The organism is Campylobacter sp. MIT 99-7217, from assembly GCF_006864365.1.
Taxonomy (GTDB): domain Bacteria; phylum Campylobacterota; class Campylobacteria; order Campylobacterales; family Campylobacteraceae; genus Campylobacter_D.
Genome location: NZ_QHLJ01000002.1, coordinates 1 through 22,171 on the forward strand (window position 1 = coordinate 1; position 22,171 = coordinate 22,171).

At 32.9% G+C, this 22,171-nt stretch carries 20 protein-coding genes; 11 read left to right on the forward strand and 9 right to left on the reverse strand.

Features of this window, described 5'->3' with window-relative positions:
• The 9 genes from DMB92_RS01865 to DMB92_RS01905 form a co-directional block, all read left to right on the forward strand.
• The coding region (locus DMB92_RS01865) for a glycosyltransferase family 8 protein (RefSeq protein ID WP_142681355.1) at positions 1–2,856 on the forward strand (2,856 nt) is incomplete at its 5' end.
• 99 nt (positions 2,857–2,955) lie between these two features.
• Entirely contained in the window at positions 2,956–4,050 is a 1,095-nt protein-coding gene (locus tag DMB92_RS01870) for an FkbM family methyltransferase (protein WP_260604721.1), read from the forward strand.
• A 25-nt stretch (positions 4,051–4,075) separates the two neighbouring features.
• Complete coding sequence (locus DMB92_RS01875; protein WP_142681356.1) at positions 4,076–6,346, forward strand: discoidin domain-containing protein; 2,271 nt, start codon at positions 4,076–4,078, stop codon at positions 6,344–6,346.
• Positions 6,347–6,427: 81 nt separating this feature from the next.
• Positions 6,428–7,483, forward strand: coding sequence for a GDP-L-fucose synthase family protein (locus tag DMB92_RS01880; RefSeq protein ID WP_142681357.1), 1,056 nt, complete (start codon positions 6,428–6,430; stop codon positions 7,481–7,483).
• A 21-nt stretch (positions 7,484–7,504) separates the two neighbouring features.
• Positions 7,505–8,662, forward strand: coding sequence for a DegT/DnrJ/EryC1/StrS aminotransferase family protein (locus tag DMB92_RS01885; RefSeq protein ID WP_142681358.1), 1,158 nt, complete (start codon positions 7,505–7,507; stop codon positions 8,660–8,662).
• 64 nt (positions 8,663–8,726) lie between these two features.
• On the forward strand, positions 8,727–9,758 hold the full coding sequence (locus tag DMB92_RS01890) for a GDP-mannose 4,6-dehydratase (protein WP_142681359.1): 1,032 nt from the start codon (positions 8,727–8,729) through the stop codon (positions 9,756–9,758).
• A gap of 5 nt (positions 9,759–9,763) precedes the next feature.
• Positions 9,764–10,783: a dehydrogenase gene (locus DMB92_RS01895; RefSeq protein WP_142681360.1), complete on the forward strand. Its 1,020-nt coding sequence runs from the start codon at positions 9,764–9,766 to the stop codon at positions 10,781–10,783.
• Positions 10,771–11,364 carry a D-sedoheptulose 7-phosphate isomerase gene (locus DMB92_RS01900; protein ID WP_142681361.1) on the forward strand — a complete coding sequence of 198 codons (594 nt, stop codon included), beginning with the start codon at positions 10,771–10,773 and terminating at the stop codon, positions 11,362–11,364. The genes DMB92_RS01895 and DMB92_RS01900 overlap by 13 nt, the downstream gene beginning before the upstream one ends.
• A complete protein-coding gene (locus tag DMB92_RS01905) occupies positions 11,364–12,041 on the forward strand; it encodes a nucleotidyltransferase family protein (protein ID WP_142681362.1) in 678 nt (225 codons plus the stop codon). The genes DMB92_RS01900 and DMB92_RS01905 overlap by 1 nt, the downstream gene beginning before the upstream one ends.
• Positions 12,042–12,232: 191 nt before the next feature.
• Here DMB92_RS01905 and serC read toward each other — a convergent pair whose 3' ends face one another.
• From serC to gap, 9 genes are all read right to left on the reverse strand, one after another.
• Positions 12,233–13,309, reverse strand: a complete 1,077-nt coding sequence (serC, locus tag DMB92_RS01910) for a phosphoserine transaminase (RefSeq protein ID WP_142681363.1) — start codon at positions 13,307–13,309, stop codon at positions 12,233–12,235.
• 10 nt (positions 13,310–13,319) lie between these two features.
• Positions 13,320–14,483, reverse strand: a complete 1,164-nt coding sequence (xseA, locus tag DMB92_RS01915; protein ID WP_142681364.1) for an exodeoxyribonuclease VII large subunit — start codon at positions 14,481–14,483, stop codon at positions 13,320–13,322.
• On the reverse strand, positions 14,480–15,193 hold the full coding sequence (ubiE, locus tag DMB92_RS01920; RefSeq protein ID WP_142681365.1) for a bifunctional demethylmenaquinone methyltransferase/2-methoxy-6-polyprenyl-1,4-benzoquinol methylase UbiE: 714 nt from the start codon (positions 15,191–15,193) through the stop codon (positions 14,480–14,482). Before ubiE ends, xseA begins: the two co-directional genes overlap by 4 nt.
• Before the next feature lie 71 nt (positions 15,194–15,264).
• Entirely contained in the window at positions 15,265–15,675 is a 411-nt protein-coding gene (perR, locus tag DMB92_RS01925; protein ID WP_142681366.1) for a peroxide-responsive transcriptional repressor PerR, read from the reverse strand.
• Positions 15,676–15,793: 118 nt separating this feature from the next.
• Entirely contained in the window at positions 15,794–17,470 is a 1,677-nt protein-coding gene (locus DMB92_RS01930) for a hydrogenase small subunit (protein ID WP_142681367.1), read from the reverse strand.
• A gap of 29 nt (positions 17,471–17,499) precedes the next feature.
• Entirely contained in the window at positions 17,500–18,321 is an 822-nt protein-coding gene (fabI, locus tag DMB92_RS01935; protein ID WP_142681368.1) for an enoyl-ACP reductase FabI, read from the reverse strand.
• A 3-nt stretch (positions 18,322–18,324) separates the two neighbouring features.
• Positions 18,325–19,005: a triose-phosphate isomerase gene (locus DMB92_RS01940; protein WP_142681369.1), complete on the reverse strand. Its 681-nt coding sequence runs from the start codon at positions 19,003–19,005 to the stop codon at positions 18,325–18,327.
• Positions 19,002–20,204, reverse strand: coding sequence for a phosphoglycerate kinase (locus tag DMB92_RS01945; protein ID WP_142681370.1), 1,203 nt, complete (start codon positions 20,202–20,204; stop codon positions 19,002–19,004). The genes DMB92_RS01940 and DMB92_RS01945 overlap by 4 nt, the downstream gene beginning before the upstream one ends.
• Before the next feature lies 1 nt (position 20,205).
• Positions 20,206–21,201: a type I glyceraldehyde-3-phosphate dehydrogenase gene (gene gap / locus DMB92_RS01950; protein WP_142681371.1), complete on the reverse strand. Its 996-nt coding sequence runs from the start codon at positions 21,199–21,201 to the stop codon at positions 20,206–20,208.
• A 59-nt stretch (positions 21,202–21,260) separates the two neighbouring features.
• Between gap and nadD the strand changes: the two genes are divergently transcribed.
• Together nadD and rsfS are read left to right on the forward strand one after the other, a co-directional pair.
• Positions 21,261–21,818: a nicotinate (nicotinamide) nucleotide adenylyltransferase gene (nadD, locus tag DMB92_RS01955; protein WP_142681372.1), complete on the forward strand. Its 558-nt coding sequence runs from the start codon at positions 21,261–21,263 to the stop codon at positions 21,816–21,818.
• Between the two features lie 18 nt (positions 21,819–21,836).
• Complete coding sequence (rsfS, locus tag DMB92_RS01960) at positions 21,837–22,169, forward strand: ribosome silencing factor (protein ID WP_142681373.1); 333 nt, start codon at positions 21,837–21,839, stop codon at positions 22,167–22,169.
• Positions 22,170–22,171 lie beyond the last annotated feature (2 nt).

A 22,171-nucleotide genomic window follows, 5' to 3' on the forward strand; every position in this document is an offset into this window, starting at 1 on the left:
GATATAGAATGGGTAACTTTTACTGATCCTGATGATTTTTTAGATAGGGATTATTTTTATGAGGTGGATAGGTTTTTGAGAAAAGAGGAAGGTGAAGATATCATAGCAATCAAAACCACTCCTTTTATAGACCATATAAAAGATAAGCCTAAAGGTAAAATAAAAAATAAAATAAGCATTGATTCTTTTATAGATTTGGATTTAAATTTATACTTCACATCTTTAATTTTTTCTTTAAAATTATTCAGTAAAAATAATAATTTCAAAGAAGATATTAAAAATGATTTATATGAAGCATTTTTTATGGAAAACATATGTTCAAATAATCAGAATAAATTTATATGCTTTGTCAAAAATGCCAATATATTCAAAAGCAATGCACCCAAAAATGACGACTCTTTGCATGATTTGCATAAGGTATTAAAAAAATATATAGATTTTTACTATAAAAAACATTCTTTAGTATCTAAATTTCTACAAAAAGAGCTTTTAAAAAAATTAGAAATATTTGTCCAAACAATAGAAAATAACAAAGAAATAACTTCTCAAGAACAGCAAGAACTTTTATCTTTTTTGAAAAGAAGTTTTGACTTGATAAATGATAATCAGATTATATTTAACTTTAATTATACTAAAAGGTATTATAAAATTTTATTTTTAGAATGCTTTAAGAAAGTTTATTATTATCCATATGAAATATATCGCGAAAGCTTACATGATGGATTAAAGATAAGCTATTTTAGTGCTAATAAAGATAGTGTTGAGTCTATATTTTTTCACAATAAAGAAATATTTGCGTATAAAGAAGAAATTTATGAACTCAGCCTTTTAGAGCAAGTTTTTTACAAAAAAGTATTATACTTAAATATTGGTACTTCAAATAGAACAAAGTTCAAAGTGAATGGTAAAAAATGTACCATCATAAAAAATAGCCCCTTTGAAATAAATAAAAAATTAATATATTCTTATTCTAATAAAAGATTAGACTTGGATTTAGAATATATAACCCAAAAAGCTTGTAAAGCAAAAAATCAAGCTTTTTTAGATCTTGCTTTAAAAAGATATGACTTTCTTTATAAAAAAACTAAAAACTATGAACTTTTAGAAGGATACTGCTCTTGCTTAAGAAATGTTTATCTATACGATATAGCATTATCATTGCTCTCTAATTTAAGTGAAAATCAAAAAACCGAAGCTCTAAAACTCGAAGAAATAAAATGTCTCATAGGCATGAAATTGTATAACAAATCACTAAAAATGCTCTTAAAACTAGAAAAAGAAGGAAGTAAAAATGAAAAAATTTTATATCTAAAGCTTAGAATCTATTGTATTTTAGAAGAACTAGAAAAAGCTCAACAATTATTGATAAAAATTAAAATGTTGCCAAAAACTATAGAAACAGCAAAATTAACCACTCAAATTAATAAAAATGAGGAATTTCATATTATTTTTAATGCCGATGAAAAGTATTTTAAATATGTAGCTGTTATGATATATAATATTATCTCCAAAATAGATAAAAATAAAAAATTTAGCGACTTTTTAAATTTAAGTGAAAAATCTATTCAAAATGAAAAATTTGTATTTCATATATTAACCGATATTGCAAGTAAAGAGAGCTTGGAAAAATTTGATAAATTACAAAAAGAATTAAATTTTATTTTTAAATGTGAAATTCTTATACACGAAGTTGATGAAAGTGATTTCAAAAATTGTCCAAAATGGCAAAATCACGAAAATCATCTATGTTATTTTAAAATCAAACTTGGTGATTTTATTCCTGAATATATAGACAAATGTATTTTTTTAGATGCTGATATGCTGGTTTTATCCGACATAAGAGAAATTTTTGCAATCAATTTAGAAGATAAAGTAGCTGCTAGCACTCCAGATTGTTCAAATTCATTGATAAATAGAAAATTAAAATCGGTAAATCAAGATAAAGCAAAACTAACACTATCTTATCAAGATTTATATTTTAATGTTGGTTTTATGCTTATAAATCTTAAAAAATGGAGAGAAATAAATGTAAAATCAAGGGCATTAAATTTTTTAAAATGTTATATCCCAAGAGTTCCAGAACAAGATACACTAAATTATGCTTTATCAGGGGAGATTATAAGACTTTCACCCAAATATAATTTTTTTATTGCTCATTTTCTAGATGAAAAATGCCATTGGAAAAGTTCGTTTAAAGATGAAGTGCGAGACTATATCTATGATTACACTCGTGAAGAATACGAAGAAGCATTAAAGGATATTAAGATAATACATTTTACCTATGGTGTGCCTAAGCCTTGGGAAAGTATTTATAAAGATATAGCAGTTAATTTCAAACTCAAATTTTACCCTTTTTATAAAGAATGGTGGCAAAATGCTCTCAATGTGCCAATTTTTAAAGATGAACTAAAAAGACAAAAAGAAAATAATGAAAACGGCTTAAAAATATATTCAATAGAGCTTTCTAAAAGACTTAACATTATAGAACAAAGATTAAATTATACAGAAACACTCTTGGGTCTTGAGAACAATAACGCCTTTAGTGCCTTAAAAAATCAAAAATCGTATCACACGGGCAATATTATGGTAAAGAATAAAAGCAACATACTAAAACTTGTTTTTATCTTATTTAGTGAATTAAAAAAAGAAAAATTAAGAGAAAAATATTTGAAAATATTGGCAAAGAAAAATTATAGTGAAATTTCAACCCATTTTTATGAAGATCATGAAAAAGCACAAATAGAGCTTAAAAAGCACCTATCTTATAGGCTAGGAGAAGCTTTTTATAAAAATAAACTAAGTTTTATTTTTAAAATTAAGAGTATTTATAAGGAATTTAAAAATCTAAACAAATAAAGGAGGATACAATGAAAATATTGGAACACAGAAGAAATGGCGATTTTAGAAAAACCTATTTTTTAGGCATCCCTATTGCAAGTCGCATAAGAAATGTTTATGCTAGGGGGGGGGGGGATTGAATATGTGCGTTATATTTATAAATTTTGTGGTATTAGCTATTTTAGAACCCAAAGCATCATTGAAGCAAAAAAGTCATATGGTGAAAATATGAGTTCATTATATCATGAAATAAAACATATGCAGTGGCAGTGGCAAATGCATCATTATCCACATTTGTTTCCTAAAGATGACTGGTCGATATCATTAGGAAAATGTCTATGTGAGGATAAAAATCTTTTTGATAAAATTCAAAATTTAACCCAAAATTTAGATGAAGTGAGTAAAACAAAGATTTATACAATAATAGCAAGATTAAAAACTTGTTATTTATCTCAAAATCATCAAATTCAAAATTTAACCAAAGAAGAATTAGATGAATTTTTTGAGATACAAACTAAATTTATTCCAAATATTTTTCAAGTCGCAGAAAATGTTTTTTGCTACAATGGATATTTTTTGCCCATAAATCACTTTGAAGTTGGTATGTTTTGGAGTAAAATGGGCAAGCATATTTTAAGCCTTCAAACTCTAGAGAAAATCAAGCAAAAAGACATAATAGATGTTGGCGGATATATAGGCGATAGTGCCATAATCTTTGAAAAAGAATGGACTGATAAAAATATCTATAGTTTTGAAGCTACGAAAAAAAATTATGAACTCATGCTTCAAACTATAAAATTAAATCAAAGCACAAGGATTAATCCTATCAACAAAGGTTTAGGATCTAAAAGAGAAATTTTAAAAATCAAATTTCAAGGTTCAGCTTCTTCTATTGGCAATGCAAATGAGGCAGATGAAGAATGTGAAATTATTACCTTAGATGAATTTGTTACGCAAAATAATATAGAAGTAGGTTTTATAAAAGTTGATATAGAAGGGTTTGAGCAAGAATTTTTAAAAGGAGCGATGAATACTATAAAAACTCAAAAACCAGCAATGCTTATTAGTATTTATCATAATCTTGATGATTTCTTTAATATAAAACCTTTAATAGAAAGCTGGAATTTAGGCTATAAATTTAAAATATATCGCCCATCAGAACTATGGAATTTCCATGTAGAAACAGCGTTGTATTGTGAGGTAATTGATTGAATAAATCCATAAATAAGGGAGTAAAATGATATTTAAAGAATGTGATATCATTAATGTTGCAGAAAATAAAAAAGCTATACAAAGCTCTATAAGTGCATGGTCATTTAAAAACGATTTAAAAAGTGATTTAGAAGTGCAAGATTTTGCTTTTCATACAGGATTTGAGGAAAATCCTTGGTGGATGGTGGATTTAGAAGATGAGATCGAAATAGATTGCATAAGACTCACAAACAGAACAAATAAATCTTTTCAAGAAAATTTAAAAAACATTAAAGTTGAGCTTTCTTTAGATAAAAATTCTTGGATTACACTTGATCATTCTATGTTTGAATGGCAAAATGGGTTTGACATTTTAGACATAAATATTTACCAAGTAACAAAGGCAAGATATATTAAAATTTCATTAAATGGCTGGGGTCATTTATATTTTAAGAAATGTGAAGTTTTTGTAAAAAATGTAAAAGGTTATGTCATAGCTTCAAGAGGCGATGGACTTGGCATGAGACTTACAGCTATGATAACAGGAATTTGGCTTGCTAAAAAGCTTGATTTTAAATTTGCTTTCATATGGGAAGAAGGAGATTTCCTAAATATGCCATATATTAAAAACAAAGATATAGTTGATGTTTCTATGGCTAGTAAAGAAGAGGTGTTTTCAAAAGAGTACCTTCAAGAGTACGCAACTAATGGAGAAGCACTATACGGTTACCCTGCATCATTAAAAGATGAATTCTTTGAAAATAATCTTTCTTGGTTTAAAAATCCTGATAATCTTTATAAAAATTATGGATATTACACCGCTGATTATTTCTTGCATTATATAGAAAAATTTGGATTTTACCAAGAGCTTAAAGAATGCTTTGAAAGCATAGATTTTAGTGATAAGTTTAAAGAAATTCAAAACTACTCCAAGATTATAAAAGAGCAACTAAGTGATCATTCAAATAAAATTTGTGCTTTACACATTAGAGGAGCAGAATGGGTATATTCTGACGATGAAGGAGGACTTCATTGTCCTAATGCTTGGATTAATTCTAGATTTTTTCCTTATGAGTTAGCTTTAGAAATAGCAAAAACAGAACTTTCAAATGGCAATAGTGTGATTATTTTTTCACAAGATAGAAGTGTTGATTTAAGACTAATAAAACATATTAAAAAAGAGCTTGGAGAAAAATCAAAAATCGTAAGAGCTGTGGATTTATTCTCTCATAAAAATTATACAAATTTTGAAGAAGCCTTTTTTGAAATCAATTTAATGTCTAAAGCTGATAAAATATATGCAACAGGATCATCTGGGTTTTCTTTAGTTGCTCAGGCAATATCTGCAAATACAAATCAATCAATTTACCAGCTTTATTCAACAAAAGAACTTTGTGAGATAATAATTAAAAATATAAACCTAAAAACTTCTGATAAACAAAAAGCTATGTCTTATTATTTTATTTATTATTTTTTACGAGAAGATAACTTTAATAAAGCTTTTTCTTATCTTAAAAAGGCTATTGAAACAAATGATAAAAGCATAACTTTTAAGGTAATTTTTATGGATTGTCTTTTTAGATTAAAAGAATTTGATCAAATAGAGTTCATTTTAAAAAACCTTGTAAAATCTGATCTAAGAGAGCTTGAAGGAGGTCTGTATGGAAGTGGTACTTATTTTGGCTGGATATTTGATTTTTATGAGAATATAAGAAAATGTTATACAAATTTTCAAAATAAACAAAATTACCCTTACATTAGCTTTATAGCAGCTAAAATATCATTTCATAAGCAAGATACAAGGCATGCAGAACAATATTTACAATTTTGCTTACAAAAAGAGCCAAATAATGAGATATTTTTAGAATTTTATGAGCAACTAAAATATAAAAACAATGTCTTGCTTACTGGCAAAAACCAACAAGAAAGCATAAAAACCTCAGCTGTGTCAAGAATAAAATCCCACCTTTCTTATAAACTAGGTCAAGCTATGATAGAAAACTCAAAAAGTATAAAAGGTTATATAAGAATGCCTTATGTCTTATCTTATATAAAAGATAAACATAAACAAGAACAAAGAGCTTATGAAAGATCTATTAAAGAAAATCCAAGTTTAAAACTACCTCCTTTAGAAACTTATAGTGATTATAAAGAAGCTTTAAAAATAAAAGAACACCTATCTTATAAATTAGGGGAAGCTTGGATAAGGGCTTATAAAAATTGGTATAAGGGTGGCTTTATCAAATTCATCTTCATAGACGCACCTAAGATCAAAAAAGATTTTAAAAATAAAAAAATAAATAAGGATCAACCATAAAAAGCAGAGCTTCTACTCACACAAAATCAAGTTCATTTTGGTTAAATTATGATATAATGCGAGTTCTCACAAGGATAGTAAATGAAGAAAGATAGCAAAATTTTTATCGCTGGACATAAGGGGCTTGTAGGCTCTGCTTTGATGAAAAAGCTACAAAATGAAGGTTTTGTAAATTTAATCACTAGATCACATACACAGCTTGATTTGACAGAACAAAAAGCTGTGCATGATTTCTTTGATAAAGAAAGACCACAATATGTATTTTTATGTGCTGCAAAAGCCGGAGGCATAGCAGCAAATAGCACTTATAGGGCTGATTTTATCTATGAAAATTTGATGATTGAAAGCAATGTCATTTATCATGCCTATAAATTTGGTGTCAAAAAGCTCTTATTTATGGCTTCAACCTCTGTTTATCCAAAGGATAAAAGCTTCATCGTAGAAGAGGATTTACTCAGCGGGAAGCTTGATTTTTCAAACAAACCCTACGCCTTGGCTAAAATGGCTGGCTTGGTGATGTGCGAGAGTTTTAACATTCAGTATAACACAAATTTCTTGGGTGTTACACCCATAAATTTATACGGCAATAATGATAAATTTGATCTTGAAAAAGCACATGTTATGCCTGCTTTATTGCGTAAATTTCATCTTGCTAAGCTTTTAAGTGAGAAAAAAGATGAAGAAGTTTTAAAAGATTTAAGATTAAACAACATTGATGAGGCAAGAAAATATCTCGCTCTTTTTGGAGTGAGTGAAGAAAGTGTGGAAATTTGGGGAAGTGGAAAGCAAAAGAGAGAATTTTTACACAGTGATGATTTGGCTGAAGCTTGTATTTTTTTAATGCAAAATGTGGATTTTAAAAATCTTGTGCAGGATAAAAAAGAGGTTGAAAATACACATTTTAACATCAGCTCTAATGAAAATATACGCATTAAAGACTTAGCCCTTTTGATCAAAAAAATCGTGGGCTTTAAAGGGGAGCTTGAGTTTAACACGAGTCGTCCTGATGGCATAGCTGGACGCCTTACAAGTAGTGCGAAAATCAATGCTCTTGGCTGGAAAGCAAAAATAAATTTAGAACAAGGAATTAAAATGATGTATGAGTGGTATTTGAAACAAAATAATTTTAGAAAATAAACTTAAATAAAAGGAGAAAAAATGAATTACCCACTAGCTTCATCGACTTGGGATGAAAAAGAGCTAAATGCTATACAAGAGGTTATCAAAAGTGATATGTTCACTATGAGCAAAAAAGTTGCAGAATTTGAAAAGGATTTTGCTAAATTTGTTGGTTCAAAATACGCCGTAATGACAAGTTCAGGTTCAACTGCAAACTTAATTGCTACTGCAGCGTTATTTTACACTAAAAAGCCTAAACTTAAAAGAGGAGATGAGGTCATAGTGCCTGCTGTTTCTTGGAGTACGACTTATTATCCACTTTATCAGTATGGGCTTAAGCTTAAATTTGTAGATATTGATTTGCACACACTAAACTATGATTTACAAGCTTTAAAATCAGCTATCACAGATAAAACAAAGATGATCATGATCGTAAATTTATTAGGCAATCCAAATGATTTTGATGCGATCAAAGAGATGATCAAAGATAAAAATATTATTCTACTTGAAGATAACTGCGAATCCATGGGTGCTGAATATAAAGGCAAGCAAGCAGGAACTTTTGGGATAATGGGGACTTTTTCGACCTTTTTTTCTCATCATATGGCGACTATGGAGGGAGGCTTTGTAGTAACCGATGATGAAGAGCTTTACCATATCTTGCTTTGCTTAAGAGCTCATGGCTGGACTAGGAATTTACCAAAAGAAAATAAGATTTGTAACAAAAGCGATAACTGGTTTGAAGAAAGTTTCAACTTCGTTTTACCAGGCTATAATGTCCGCCCTGTTGAAATGAGTGGAGCAATAGGCATAGAACAGCTTAAAAAATTACCTACCTTTTTAAAACATAGGAGGGAAAATGCCAAGCTTTTTAAGGAACTTTTTGGAAATCACCCTGATTTCATCATGCAAGAAGAAATAGGCTCTAGTTCTTGGTTTGGCTTTTCTTTGATCATTAAAGAAAACTCCAAAATCCAAAGAAAAGATATCATTGAAATACTTGAAAAAAACAATATAGAATACCGCCCAATAGCAACAGGAGATTTTACTCAAAATCCTGTTATAAAATATTTTGATTATGAAATTTTTGGCGAACTTAAAAATGCAAAATACCTAGACAAACACGGCTTTTTTGTAGGAAATCATCAATTTAGCATAAAAGAACAGATAGAAAATTTACATAAGTTGATTGGATAGGATTATCATATATGTGGAACTTATTTTAAAAAAGTATTAATAAATTTAAAAAAAAGGAAAATAATTGAAAAAAACCGCCCTAATCACAGGCTTTACAGGTCAAGTTGGCTCTCAAATGGCTGATTTTTTACTTGAAAATACGGACTTTGAAATTATAGGCATGATGCGTTGGCAAGAAAGTATGGAAAATATCTATCATCTAAATGAGCGTATCAACAAAAAGGATAGAATTAGCGTATTTTACGCAGATTTAAACGATTATTCAAGCTTACAAAAGCTTTTTGAGAGCAAAAGACCTGATTTTATCTTTCATTTAGCTGCCCAATCTTTTCCCAAAACTTCCTTTGATATCCCCCTTGAAACACTGCAAACAAATATCATCGGCACAGCAAATTTGCTGGAAAACATAAGGGCTTTAAAGGATAAAGACGGATACGATCCTACCGTTCATATTTGTTCTTCTAGCGAGGTTTATGGCAGAGCCAAAAAAGGCATTCGCCTTGATGAAAATACCCCATTTCACGGCGCAAGTCCTTATAGTATCAGCAAGATAGGCACGGATTATTTGGGGCGTTTTTATGGCGAGGCTTATAAGATCCGCACCTTTGTTACCAGAATGGGCACTCACAGCGGACCAAGAAGAAGCGATGTTTTCTTTGAAAGCACGGTCGCAAAGCAAATCGCTTTGATCGAGGCAGGACTTCAAGAACCCATCATCAAGGTAGGAAATTTAGAAAGCACACGCACCTTTCAAGATGTACGCGACGCTGTTAGGGCTTACTATCTTTTAAGCCTTGAAAGCCAAAAGGGCAAAGTTCCTTGCGGCGAGGCTTTTAACATAGCAGGTGAAGAAGCCTTTAAACTGCCTGAAGTTATAGAAATTTTACTTAGCTTTAGCACGCGAAAAGATATCAAGGTGCAAACAGATAAAGAGCGTTTGCGTCCTATTGATGCGGATTATCAAATGTTTGATAATACCAAGATAAGAAGTTTTATCGACTGGAAGCCTTTAATCCCTGCTAAAAAGATGTTTGAAGACTTGCTTAATCACTGGAGAAAAGAAATTTCTCTTGGCAAAATTCCATTAGATAGGTAAAAATCATGACTTTAATTCGCTCTCAAACCCCTTTAAGACTTGGTTTAGCAGGTGGTGGAACTGATATAAATTTATACTGTGATACCTACACGGGCTATGTTTTAAATGCGACGATTTCTATGTATATTCACTGCACGCTGATAGCTAAGGATAATGGAAAGATTATTTTTTACTCCCCTGATACTAATGCTAAGACAAGCTATAAAAGCTCCTTGCATTTAGAGCTTGACGGAAAAATGGACATTTACAAAAGCATTTATAACCGCTTGGTAAAGGACTTCATCAAAAAGCCCTTAAGCTTTGAGCTTTACACCTACTCAGACGCTCCAAGTGGCAGTGGGCTTGGAGGAAGCTCTACCTTGGTGGTGGGCATCATTAAAGCCTTTGTGGAGTGGCTTAACTTACCCCTTGGAGAATACGACATCGCAAGGCTTGCTTATGAGATAGAAAGGGAGGATTTAGGCATAGTTGGAGGCGCGCAAGATCAATACGCCGCAACCTTCGGAGGCTTTAATTTTATAGAATTTTACGCAGATAAAAGAGTTATTGTAAATCCCCTTCGCATTAAAAACTGGATCATGAGTGAGCTTGAAGAGCAAATCGTGCTTTATTTTACCAATATCACACGCGAGGCAAAGGACATTGAAGAGCATAAAAAAGGAAAGCTAGGAGATACAAAGTCCCTTGAAGCCATGCACGCCATAAAAGAGGATGCAAGCCATATGAAAGAAGCCTTGTTAAAAGGGGATTTTAAAAGCATTGCTAAAATTTTAGGCAGATCTTGGCAGAGCAAAAAGATCATTTCTGAAATCGTAAGCAATGATGAGCTTGATAGAATTTATAACTTAGCCATGTTAAACGGTGCTTACAGTGGCAAGACAAGTGGGGCTGGGGCTGGTGGCTTTATGTTTTTTATGGTTGATCCTACTAAAAAATATGATTTGATCAAGCTTTTAAACAAGGAGCAAGGTTATGTGGCTAAATTTAATTTCACCAAAGAAGGAAGTAAATCATGGAAGCTTTAAACACCTATATCAAAGAGCATTTCTCAAAATCAATCAGCGTCAAAGAACAAATTTTAAAAGATGAAAGCCTTATAAAACTCATCAAAGAAGTAGCCTTAAAAGGCGTTGAGCTGTATAAAAAAGGAGGCAAGATCTTGCTTGCTGGAAACGGAGGAAGTGCAGCTGATGCACAGCACATCGCAGGAGAGCTTGTAAGTAGGTTTTATTTTGATCGAGATGGCTTAGCAAGCATAGCACTTACCACAGATACAAGCATATTAACAGCCATTGGCAATGACTATGGCTATGAAAGGCTTTTTTCAAGACAGCTTGAAGCAAACGGCGTTTTAGGCGACATGTTCATAGGAATTTCTACAAGTGGAAATAGCAAAAACATACTTGAAGCACTCAAAAGCTGCAAAGAAAAAGGCATTTTAAGCGTTGGGCTAACAGGCATGAGCGGAGGAGCTATGCAAGGGCTTTGTGATTATTGTATCAAAGTGCCATCAAATGAAACCCCACGCATACAAGAAGCGCATATTTTAATAGGACATATCATCTGTGCCATCATCGAAGAAAGCCTTTTTGGCAAGGGCTTTTAATGGAGGCTATTTTACTTTGCGGAGGGCTTGGCACGAGGCTTAAAAGCGTGGTTAAAGACCTGCCAAAGCCTATGGCTAACATAAATGGCAAGCCTTTTTTGCAAATTTTACTTGAGTTTTTACAAAAGCAAGGCTTTAAGCAAGTGATCCTCGCCGTAGCTTATAAATTTGAGCTTATACAGGATTTTTTTGCAAATGATTTCAAGGGCATGAAGCTCATTTACAGCATAGAAAAAAGCCCCTTAGGAACAGGTGGGGGACTAAGACAGGCTTTAAGCTATGCTAGCCAAAAAGAAGTTTTTGTGCTTAATGGGGATAGCTTTTTTGATATCAATTTAAAGGCTTTAAGCTTAGAAGGACAAAGTAAGATTATCCTAGCCTTAAAAAGGATGAAAGAATTTGACAGATACGGCGAAGTAAGGCTTACTGAGGCTGGTTTTATCAGCTCTTTTAGGGAGAAAGAATTTGTAAATGAGGGGCTTATTAATGCTGGGATTTATCTTTTAAAAAAAGATATTTTTGAGGGTTTTATCTTAAATGATAGCTTTTCTTTTGAGGATTTTTTGCAAGCTAATTTTAAGGCTTTAAAGGCAAAAGGCTTAGCCTTTGAGGGCTATTTTAAGGATATTGGAGTGCCTGAGGATTATGAGGAGTTTAAGAGGGATTTTAAAGGCTAATCAACTCATGATATTTTCTTGCCACCTGGTATGAATTCACAATTTTTAATAAATACCATTTATATTACATTTTCTTTTTCAATATCCATAGTTCTTAAAAATCGATAAACAAAGATATAAAAATCTAAAAAACTCTTTAGGTTTTTTCAGCTATTTACACTCTTAAATTCACATTTTGCTTATTTAAAAACTCAAGAATATTTCTTTTGAAAATCTTTCATAAATTCACAAAGAGTTTGCACCTGCTCTAAACTAATGGCATTATAAATGCTTGCACGAATTCCTCCTAAAAGGCGGTGTCCTTTAAGCCCTATCATGCCAACTTCTTCTGCTTCTTTAACAAAAACAGGCTCAAGATCAGCGTTCTTAGCCACATTAAAACTTACATTCATAAGCGAGCGAGAGCCTTCTTTGGCATGAGCTTTGTAAAAACCGCCACTTTGATCAATGCACTCATAAAGCGTTTTTGCTTTTTGCTCATTTTTAGCATTAATCGCTTCAAGTCCTCCTTGATCCAAAAGCCATTGCATTTCAAGTGCAAACATATAAATAGCAAAGGTTGGTGGGGTATTAAAAAGCGAGTCATTTTCACTATGAACGGCGTATTTTAGCATGCTTGGGATATTTTTTGTCTTACTTCTTTCAAGCATATCCTTACGCATAAAAACACAGGAAAGCCCTGAAATTCCAGCATTTTTTTGCACTCCACCATAAAATACAGCAATATTACTAAAATCAACTTTTTTTGAGAAAAAATCACTCGAAGCATCGACGATCAAAGGAGCTTTTGTCTTTGGATAGCTAGGATACTGCGTGCCATAAATGGTGTTGTTTGAGCAAATATAAGCATAATCAGCGTTGTCGCTAAATTCCACGCTTGGAATATGATCAAATTTATCCTCCTCGCTGCTTGCGACAACCTTTACATTTGCGCCTAAAATTTGTGCTTCCTTGATAGCCTTTTTTGTCCAAACCCCTGTATTTGCATACTCGCAAACTCCATCTAAGCTTAAATTCATTGGGATCATCGCAAACTGCAAGCTTGCTCCACCTTGCAAAAAAAGCACTTCATAATCATCATTCAAGCCATAAAGCTTTTTAGCATTATTCATCGCACCAAAATGCACTTCTTCAAAAATCTTCGTGCGGTGTGAAATTTCCATTATCGAAAAGCCCTTATTTTGGTAGTTTAAAAGCTCATCTTGTGCCTTTTGCAAAAGCTCTAAAGGCAGGGTTGAAGGACCGGCGCTGAAATTAATTTTTCTCATTTATTTTTCCTTATATGATTTGTGCTTCTTTGCTTAAATCTTGAGAGCTTAAAACAACCTTATCTCCACTTTTAAGCTCGTTTAGCCTCGTTATTTTACCATTTTTTTGTATAGAAACTAAATTTTTGCTTCGTTTAAAAAAATTTTCGTGCTGAAAAAAGGCATTTTGTAAATTTATAAGCTTTAATTCTTCAAGATTTAAGCGGTTTTTCATAGCATTTTGAAAGCTTTTTAAAAGCTCTTTGTTTTGTTTTAAATTCTGCTCTATTTTTAAAGGCAAGGACTGCATTTTAAAGATTTTTTCCAAATTAAACAGCTCGTTTTTTAAACTCGTCATTTTGGCTTCACAAAGCGTTTTTAGCTTATCTTGCAAAAGATCTAAATTCTGCTCCAAAGAAAAACGCGAGAAAAAACAAAGATCAATAGCAGCACTTGGCGTAGGCGCTCTAAAATCCGCCACAAAATCGCTAATCACATAATCAATCTCATGTCCAATAGCCGAGATTATCGGCGTTTTAGCTGAAAAAATAGCCCTTGCTAAGTCCTCATCATTAAAACAAAACAAATCCTCCCTGCTCCCACCGCCTCGTGCGATGATGATGAGATCAAGCCCTGCTTCATCAGCTTTTTTAAGGGCTTTGATCAAAGAAGCTGGTGCTGTATTTCCTTGCGTAAGTGCGTTAAAAACAAAAAATTTAGCCAAAAAATACTCTTTTTGCGTGATGAGTTTTAACATATCTTGCAAGGCTGCCGAAGTGCTTGAAGTGATGATACCTACTTTTTTTGGAAACTTTGGCAAGGGCTTTTTAAATTTGTCATCAAAAAGCCCTTCGCCCTCAAGCTTAGCTTTAAGGGCTAAAAAGCGTGCCTCAAGATCTCCAAAGCCTGATTTGCTCATACTTGTAGCGATAAATTGATAACGCCCACTTTGTTCATAAAGGCTTACAAAACCGCGTAAATTTAGGCTATCGCCAATGCTTGGCTTAAAATTGAGTTTAGAATTTGCACCCTTAAACATGGCACAAGCTATGCTTGATTTTTCATCTTTAAGCTCGAAATACCAATGTCCTGAGCTATGAAGCGTGATCTTTGAAATTTCTCCACTTAATTCAATATCACTTAAATGTGCTTCCAAAAGGCTTTTAGCCTTTAAATTAAGCTCGCTAACTTTCAACGCTTTTTAGCCACAAACATAGAACTGATGCCAAAACTAAAGCTATCATAAAAAACGATATCAAAGCCAGCTTCATCGAGTTCTTTAATGAAGTCATCTTTAGTGATAAAAGCCTCAATAGAACTTGGTAAATACTCATAAGCAGCTTTGTTTTTGCTTATGAAGCCCCCTATTTTTGGCAAGATAGTATGAAGATAAAAATTGCTCAATGATCTTAAAATGCCCTTATCACTTGGCTTTGTAAATTCAAGCACAAGCAAAATGCCATCTTTTCTTAAAACCCTTGCAAATTCCTGCCAAGCCCTTTTTCGCTCAAGAACATTACGAATACCATAACTTATACTCAAAATATCCATTTGCCTATCATCAAAGGGAAGCTTGGTAGCACTTGCTTTGATAAACTTGGCATTTTCTATCTTTTTTTGAGCAAGTTCAAGCATTTTTTCACTCGGATCAACACCTATAATTGTTTGAATTTTTTGACCCAGCTGCCTTGCTTTATCCTGCCAAGTGAGTATCAAATCCCCTGTCCCACAAGCAATATCTGCGATTTGAAGCTCTAAATTCTTATCCTCAAAACAAGCTAAAGCTTTTTGGCAACCCTTTTTACGCCATTTTATATCTATACCAAAGCTTAAAATTCGATTTGCTTTATCATAAGTAGGAGCTATATCATCAAACATCTTGATGATTTTTTCTTGTTCTTGCATACGAGTTTATCCTTAAAAATTTAGGCTCATTGTAACAAATTTTTGTAACACAAACCTAAATTTTATTAAGTCTATTTACACTTAGAACAACCATCAATATAAGCACAAATATTTAAATGATCAACAAAATTACCCACTTTTTTTTCAAGAGTTTCATTAAATGCTGATAAATTTACATCTTTAAAACTCAAATCACTAATATGTCCGCATTTAGAACATATCACATGGATATGAGGCTCTTCGTAAATATCATAGTAGGTTTTTTGATTTGGCACATTAACTTCAACGACAAGCCCTTGTTCTTGAAGTGTGTTTAAATTTTTATAAACAGTTGCTAAAGAAATGGAAGGATATTCTTTTTTAATATCTGCATAAAGCTCGTCTATATTTGGATGTTCATGACGCTTTAAAATTTTAAGCACACAAAGTCTTTGAGGAGTCGCTTTTAAATCATGCTCTTTAAGTAAATCAATAAGTTCCATAAATTTAACCTTTTTTATCTTAATAGCTTTTTTGTAATGATATATTAAAAAAGTTTAAAAAAAGTTTATACTATCTAATATTTTTTATCATTTAAGAAAAATAATTTCTAAAATAAGACTAATTTTTTTGCAAATGCTTTGAAAAACTTTCCTGTAAAAAACCCGTGTTTAAAGACTTATCGATATTTAAAACGATAGTTTTATTTTCTTTTTTGCTCATAAAACTAAGTATTTGGCTTAGATTTTGAATCAAAGCATAAACCAAAGAAAAAGCCAAGGCTTCTAAATCAAGTCCCCCGCAAAGATAAATCAAAGGCATACGCAAGGATTTGCTTACATCAAGCTTTGCTCCTTGTTCATTTAAAGAAAGCTTTATATCAAAAGGACTTGAGTGTTTGTATTTATAGCTTGCAGCCAAATTTAAAAACTCTACCTTATCCTTTAAAAACTCTCCTTTTGCCAAAATATAAACAAGCTCGAAAAGCTTTGTCATATCAGTGCTTATAACCTGTTTTTCATCAAAATTTTCTTGTATAAAGGCATAATTTTGGGGAAAATCTTTTTGATAATTTTCCACTAAACTTGCTCCAATTTTATTTTTAGCCAGATTTTGCAAAATAAGCTTGAGATTACTTTCAAATTCAAAACTTAAGAAATTTTGAATAAGCTCTCCGTCTTTTTTATAAAGAATTTGAGTTTGAGGCGTGAAATTTAAAACAATATTTTCATCTTTAAAATTTTTATTCAAGCTTTGAAAATCTTGCTCTAAATTTGGCAAAAAGGACTTAAAATCTTGCTTAAAAGAAAAATCCATATAAGCAAAAGCATTTCTCATAGGTTCTTCATAATTTCCAAAATCGTCCCAAAAATTTGGCTCACTACAAGCCATGCAACCATGTCCAGCAGCCACAGGCCAAGAAGTTTTAGCATTAAATTTTACCTTAGGGCAGTTATTGTAAGTATAAGGACCCTTACAACCTATCTTAAACAAGCAAGCCCCTGTTTTTGCTAACTCATCATCAAAGCGGTTTGCAAAAATTCCAGCTTCAAATTTAGCCTTTCTTTCGCACATATCATGTAAGCATTTTCCATAAGCCCATTTTGGACGATTTTTTTCATCTAAATTTGGAGCTATTCCAAAAATCGCATAAAAAATAAGATTTGCGACTATATTTATATCACTTGGAGGACAACCCGGCACATTAATAACTTTTTGCGTTAAAACCTCGCTTATGCCACAAGTCTTTGAGATATTAGGACGCGCTGCTTGGATACCTCCATAAGAAGAGCAAGTTCCCATAGCAAAAATAGCCTTAGCATTTTGAGCTGCTCTTACTAAGCCCTCATAACCACTTTGTCCATGAGCTCCAATAGTCAAAAAATAAGTATCAATGGCAGCTACTCCACCCTCAACTGCTAAGATATAATCCTCATCTAAGGTATTTTCTAAATTCTCTTCAGCCTGCCAACCATTAGCCGTCATAATGGTTTCATGATATTCTAAAGAAATAAAATCAAAAACTAATTCGATAAAATCAGGCGCTAGAGTCCTAAACAAGCTCTCAGAACAACCTGTACATTCACAAAGGTGCATCCAAATGACCTTTTGTTTTGGAGCAAGCTCTAAAACCCTACTTGCTAGTGGGAGAAAATCACTTGGCAGGGCTAAAATCTTCAAAATATTTTGTAAATTTTCCACATTGATCGTTTTTGGCTCTTGTTTAGAAGAACTTTCAAGCTCTTGAATGCGTTTTTGAAGTATGATCTTTAGATCATCATTGCTCATATCTGCCATTTTTTCTCCTATGTTTTTAATCTTCTTCCTTATTTATGATAATCCCAGCAAAGCACCGTGTTGCCTTCCTCGTCCTTAGTTACATCGCCCATACCTAAGATATTAAAGCCAGCATCAACATAATGCACCTCGCCTGTTACAGCACTTGCTAAATCGCTGAGCAAATACATAGCTGAATTTCCCACCTCATCAATGCCCACATTGCGTTTTAAAGGGGCATTTAGTTCGTTATATTTTAAAATCATTCTAAAATCGCCTATCCCACTTGCTGCAAGGGTTTTGATAGGTCCTGCTGAAATGGCATTGACACGAATTCCTTGCTCTCCAAGGTCTCTAGCTAAATAACGCACTGAGCTTTCAAGTGCCGCTTTTGCAACACCCATGACATTATAATGAGGCACATATTTCACTCCGCCAAGATAGCTTAGCGTTAAAATACTTCCGCCTTTTTTAAGCACCGGCAAAACCGCTCTTGTCAAAGAAAGTAGAGAATACACAGAAGTTTGCATAGCCACATCAAAGGCTTCTTTGCTGGTTTGTAAAAAAGAATTTTCTAAGGCTTCTTTTGGAGCAAAGGCTACTGCATGCACCAAAAAATCAATCTCGCCAAAGTCTTTTTTGATCTTTTGTGCAAGAGTGTTTAAATGCTCCTCGTTATTCACATCAAGTTCATAAACTAAATTTGAGTGAAATTCGCTTGCTATAGGCTCAACGCGTTTTTTTAAAGCATCATTAAGATAGGTAAAAGCAAGGCTTGCTCCTTGTAAGGCACAGGCTTTAGCAATGCCGTAAGCTATGGATTTATTATTTGCAACACCTACTATAAGTCCTTTTTTTCCTTGCATAATCATTTTTTATCCTTTAATTAAATTTATAAATTTACGCACATCTAAGGCAGCGCTCCCCACTAAAACACCACCACAATGCTCTATGTCTAAAATCGCTTTTATATTGTCCTCATTTACGCTTCCACCATACAAAAGCTTAGCCTTAGTCTTTGAACTAAGAAAAGTTAAGACACTTTCAATATCCTTTATCTCAGCACTCAAACCTGTACCAATAGAATAAATCGGCTCATAAGCGATAATTAAATTTTGATAGTTTAAATCCAAATTTTCAAGCTGTTTATTAAGAAATTCTTTCGTTTTGCCCTGCTTTTTACACTCAAGCTCTTCGCCTACACAAAAGATAATTTTAAAATCATGCTCTTTTGCAAACTCAAATTTAGCTTTTAAAAGCTCATGATCTTCGCCTAAAGCTCTGCGTTCAGAATGCCCTATCAAAACGCAGTTTATACCAAATTCATCTAAATGCATTTTGCCAAGTTCGCCTGTGAATGCGCCATTTACGCAAGGATAGAAATTTTGTGTACCTTGAATAAAATCTAATTTTTCTCCTAAAAAAGCTATGCTTGGTGGAAAAACAATAATTTCATCTTCATTTTTTGTATATTTTAAGGCTTCATTTAAGGCTTTGGCATAAAGTGCAAAACTTGCTCTTGTGTGATTGCACTTTAAATTTGCGGCAAAGATCATTGTTCTTCCTTAATTCTTAGTGGTTTTACCCCCGGAAGTTCCTTGCCCTCTATAAGCTCCAAGCTAGCACCTCCACCGGTTGAAATAAAGGTCATTTCATCAACATCACCAGCCCTAGCCACAACATCAGCCGTATCGCCACCACCTATCACACTTGTAGCATGTGTATCAGCGATATAATGGCTCATTTTAATGCTTCCTTTGCTAAATTTATCAATCTCAAAAACGCCCATAGGTCCATTCCACCAAATCGTCTGTGCATCAGCAATAACTTCTTTAAAAAGCGTCACACTTGCAGGTCCCACATCAAGCCCCATCCAGCCATTTGGAATTTCTTGCACGCTTACATACTGCACAGGTGATTCTTGAGAACAAGTTGGAGCAGCTACTATATCAACAGGTAGATAAATTTTTACGCCAAGTTCTTTGCCTTTTCGCAAAATTTGCTTTGCTTCATCGATAAGCTCTTCTTCTAAAAGCGAGTTACCTATATCAAAGCCGATTGACTTTAAAAAAGTAAAAGCCATACCTCCGCCAATGATAAGTTTATCCACCCTTGGAAGCAAATTTGTCAAAGCTTGAAGCTTGCCACTTACCTTTGATCCTCCAACAACAGCAACAAAGGGACGAGATGGGCGTTTGATAAGATTTTTAGAAAACTCAATTTCTTTCAAAAGCAAAAATCCAGCCGCCTTTTTACCCTCAGCAAAAAATTTAGTGATAGCCTCAACGCTTGCATGAGCTCTATGACAAACTCCAAAGGCATCATTAATATAAATTTCAGCCATGCTCGCAAGCTCTTTGGCTAAATTTTCATCGTTTTTGGTTTCACCCTTTTCAAAACGCAAATTTTCAAGTATTAAAATCTCAGTTGGTTTTAACTCACCAACCTTTTTTTTTGCATCTTCGCCTATAACATTTTTAGCCAAAATCACATCTTTATTCATAAGCCTTGCTAAACGCTTAGCAACAGGTTCTAAAGAGTATTTTGAACTAATTTCCTTGGGGCGTCCTAGGTGAGAGGCTAAGATCACGCTACAACCATTATCAAGGCAATATCTGATCGTAGGAATAGCCGAACGAATACGCCTATCATCAGTGATATTTAAAAACTCATCTTGAGGTACATTAAAATCACATCTTATAAAGACTTTTTTACCAGCAATCTCAATATCTTTAATTGAAACAATATCACTCATGCTAAGTCCTTGCTATAAATACAGCCATATCGACCAAGCGACTTGAATAGCCCCATTCATTGTCATACCAAGCTACAATTTTTACGAAATCATCGCAAATAACCTGAGTTAGATCGCTTGCTACAATAGCCCCATAAGAACAAGTAATAAAATCGCTTGAAACCCGCTCATCATCATCAACAAGCAAAAGTCCCTTTAAATTTGTCGCAGCTGCCTTTCTAAAGGCTTCATTGATTTCTTCCTTGCTTGTTTTTTTACGAAGCTGAGCAGTTAAATCTACACTTGAAACATCAATGACAGGCACACGCATGCTTTGACCATGAAGTTTGCCCTCAAGCTCTGGCATAACAAGTTTCATCGCCTTTGCCGCACCGGTTGAAGTAGGGATAATATTTTGCGCAGCCGCACGGCTTCTTCTTTTATCACGCGCCTTTGCATCAATAATGCTTTGTCCATTTGTATAGGCATGAATAGTTGTCATAAGTCCTTTTTCTATGCCAAAATTATCTTGCAAAACGCGACACACAGGTCCTAAACAATTCGTAGTGCAACTTGCGTTTGAAATGATATTTTCACCCTTATAAGAGTTAGAATTTACGCCCAAAACATAAGTTGGCGTGTCATCTTTTGCTGGCGCACTCATAATCACTTTTTTAATACCCTTGTCCAAAAAACCTTGACATTTTTCCTTTGTTAAGTGAGCTCCTGTGCATTCTAGCACTACATCAGCACCAAATTTAGCAAAATCAAGCTCCTTTATATCACGACTTTTAAAAACCTTAATTTTTTTACCATTGATGATCAAATCATGATCATCACTTTCAACACTTCCTTTAAATTCCCCATGAACTGTATCGTATTTGAAAAGATATTTTGTAAGTTTAATATCTGTAGTGTCATTGATCGCCACAAGCTCTATATCATCTCGTTCTAAGATGATTCTAGCAACACATCTACCAATGCGTCCAAAACCATTTATCGCAACTTTTACAGCCATTTAATTTCCTTTTGAAAAATAAAATGCTAATATTTTACAAAAAAAAGGTTGAATTTTTTATGAAAATAGCAATTTTTGGCGGAAGTTTTGATCCGCCACACAAAGGACATGATCGTATCGTGAAGGAGGCTTTAAAATGCCTTGATATTGATAAACTTTTTATCATACCTGCCTTTATAAGTCCTTTTAAAAAAGGCTTTTTTGCAGATGAAACACAAAGGCTTAAATGGGTAAAAAAGCTTTGGGGAAATTTAGAAAAAGTTGAAATTTCTGATTTTGAAATTGCTCAAAAGCGTCCTGTACCAAGCATTGAAAGTGTTGAATATTTATATAAGCTTTATAAGCCCAGCAAATTTTATCTTTTAATTGGAGCTGATCATTTAAAAAGCTTACATCTTTGGCATGATTTCGAAAAGCTCAGCTCTTTAGTAGAATTTGTTATAGCAAATCGCGATGATATAGAAATTCCAAAAACTTTTAAGGATTTAAACACTCATGTAAATATTGCTTCTTCTTTTATCCGCTCAACCCTAGATACAAACGAAGTTTGTGATGAGATTAAGGACGAGGTAAAAGATTATTATCAAAAATTACAAAAAACAGATACAATTTCATAAAAATAATTAAGGGAAAAAATGCAAACAAGAATTGATGCAATCACACAAATTTTAGATGAAAAAAAGGCTGAGGATATTCAAATTTTTGATATGAGAGGAAAGGATTATTTTACTGATTTTGTTATACTTGCAACCACCCTTACCCAAAGACATGCCCTATCTTTAATAGATGAGCTTAAAACAAAACTCAAAGCAAAAGGTGAAGAATTTTTAAGTATAGAAAGTAGTGAGGATTGGAGTGTGATTGATCTAGGAGATATCATCATTCATCTTTTAAGCGAGCAATATCGCTTAAAATACAATATAGAAGAACTTTTAAACTCTCTTGAAAAACAAAAACTTGGCTCATAAAT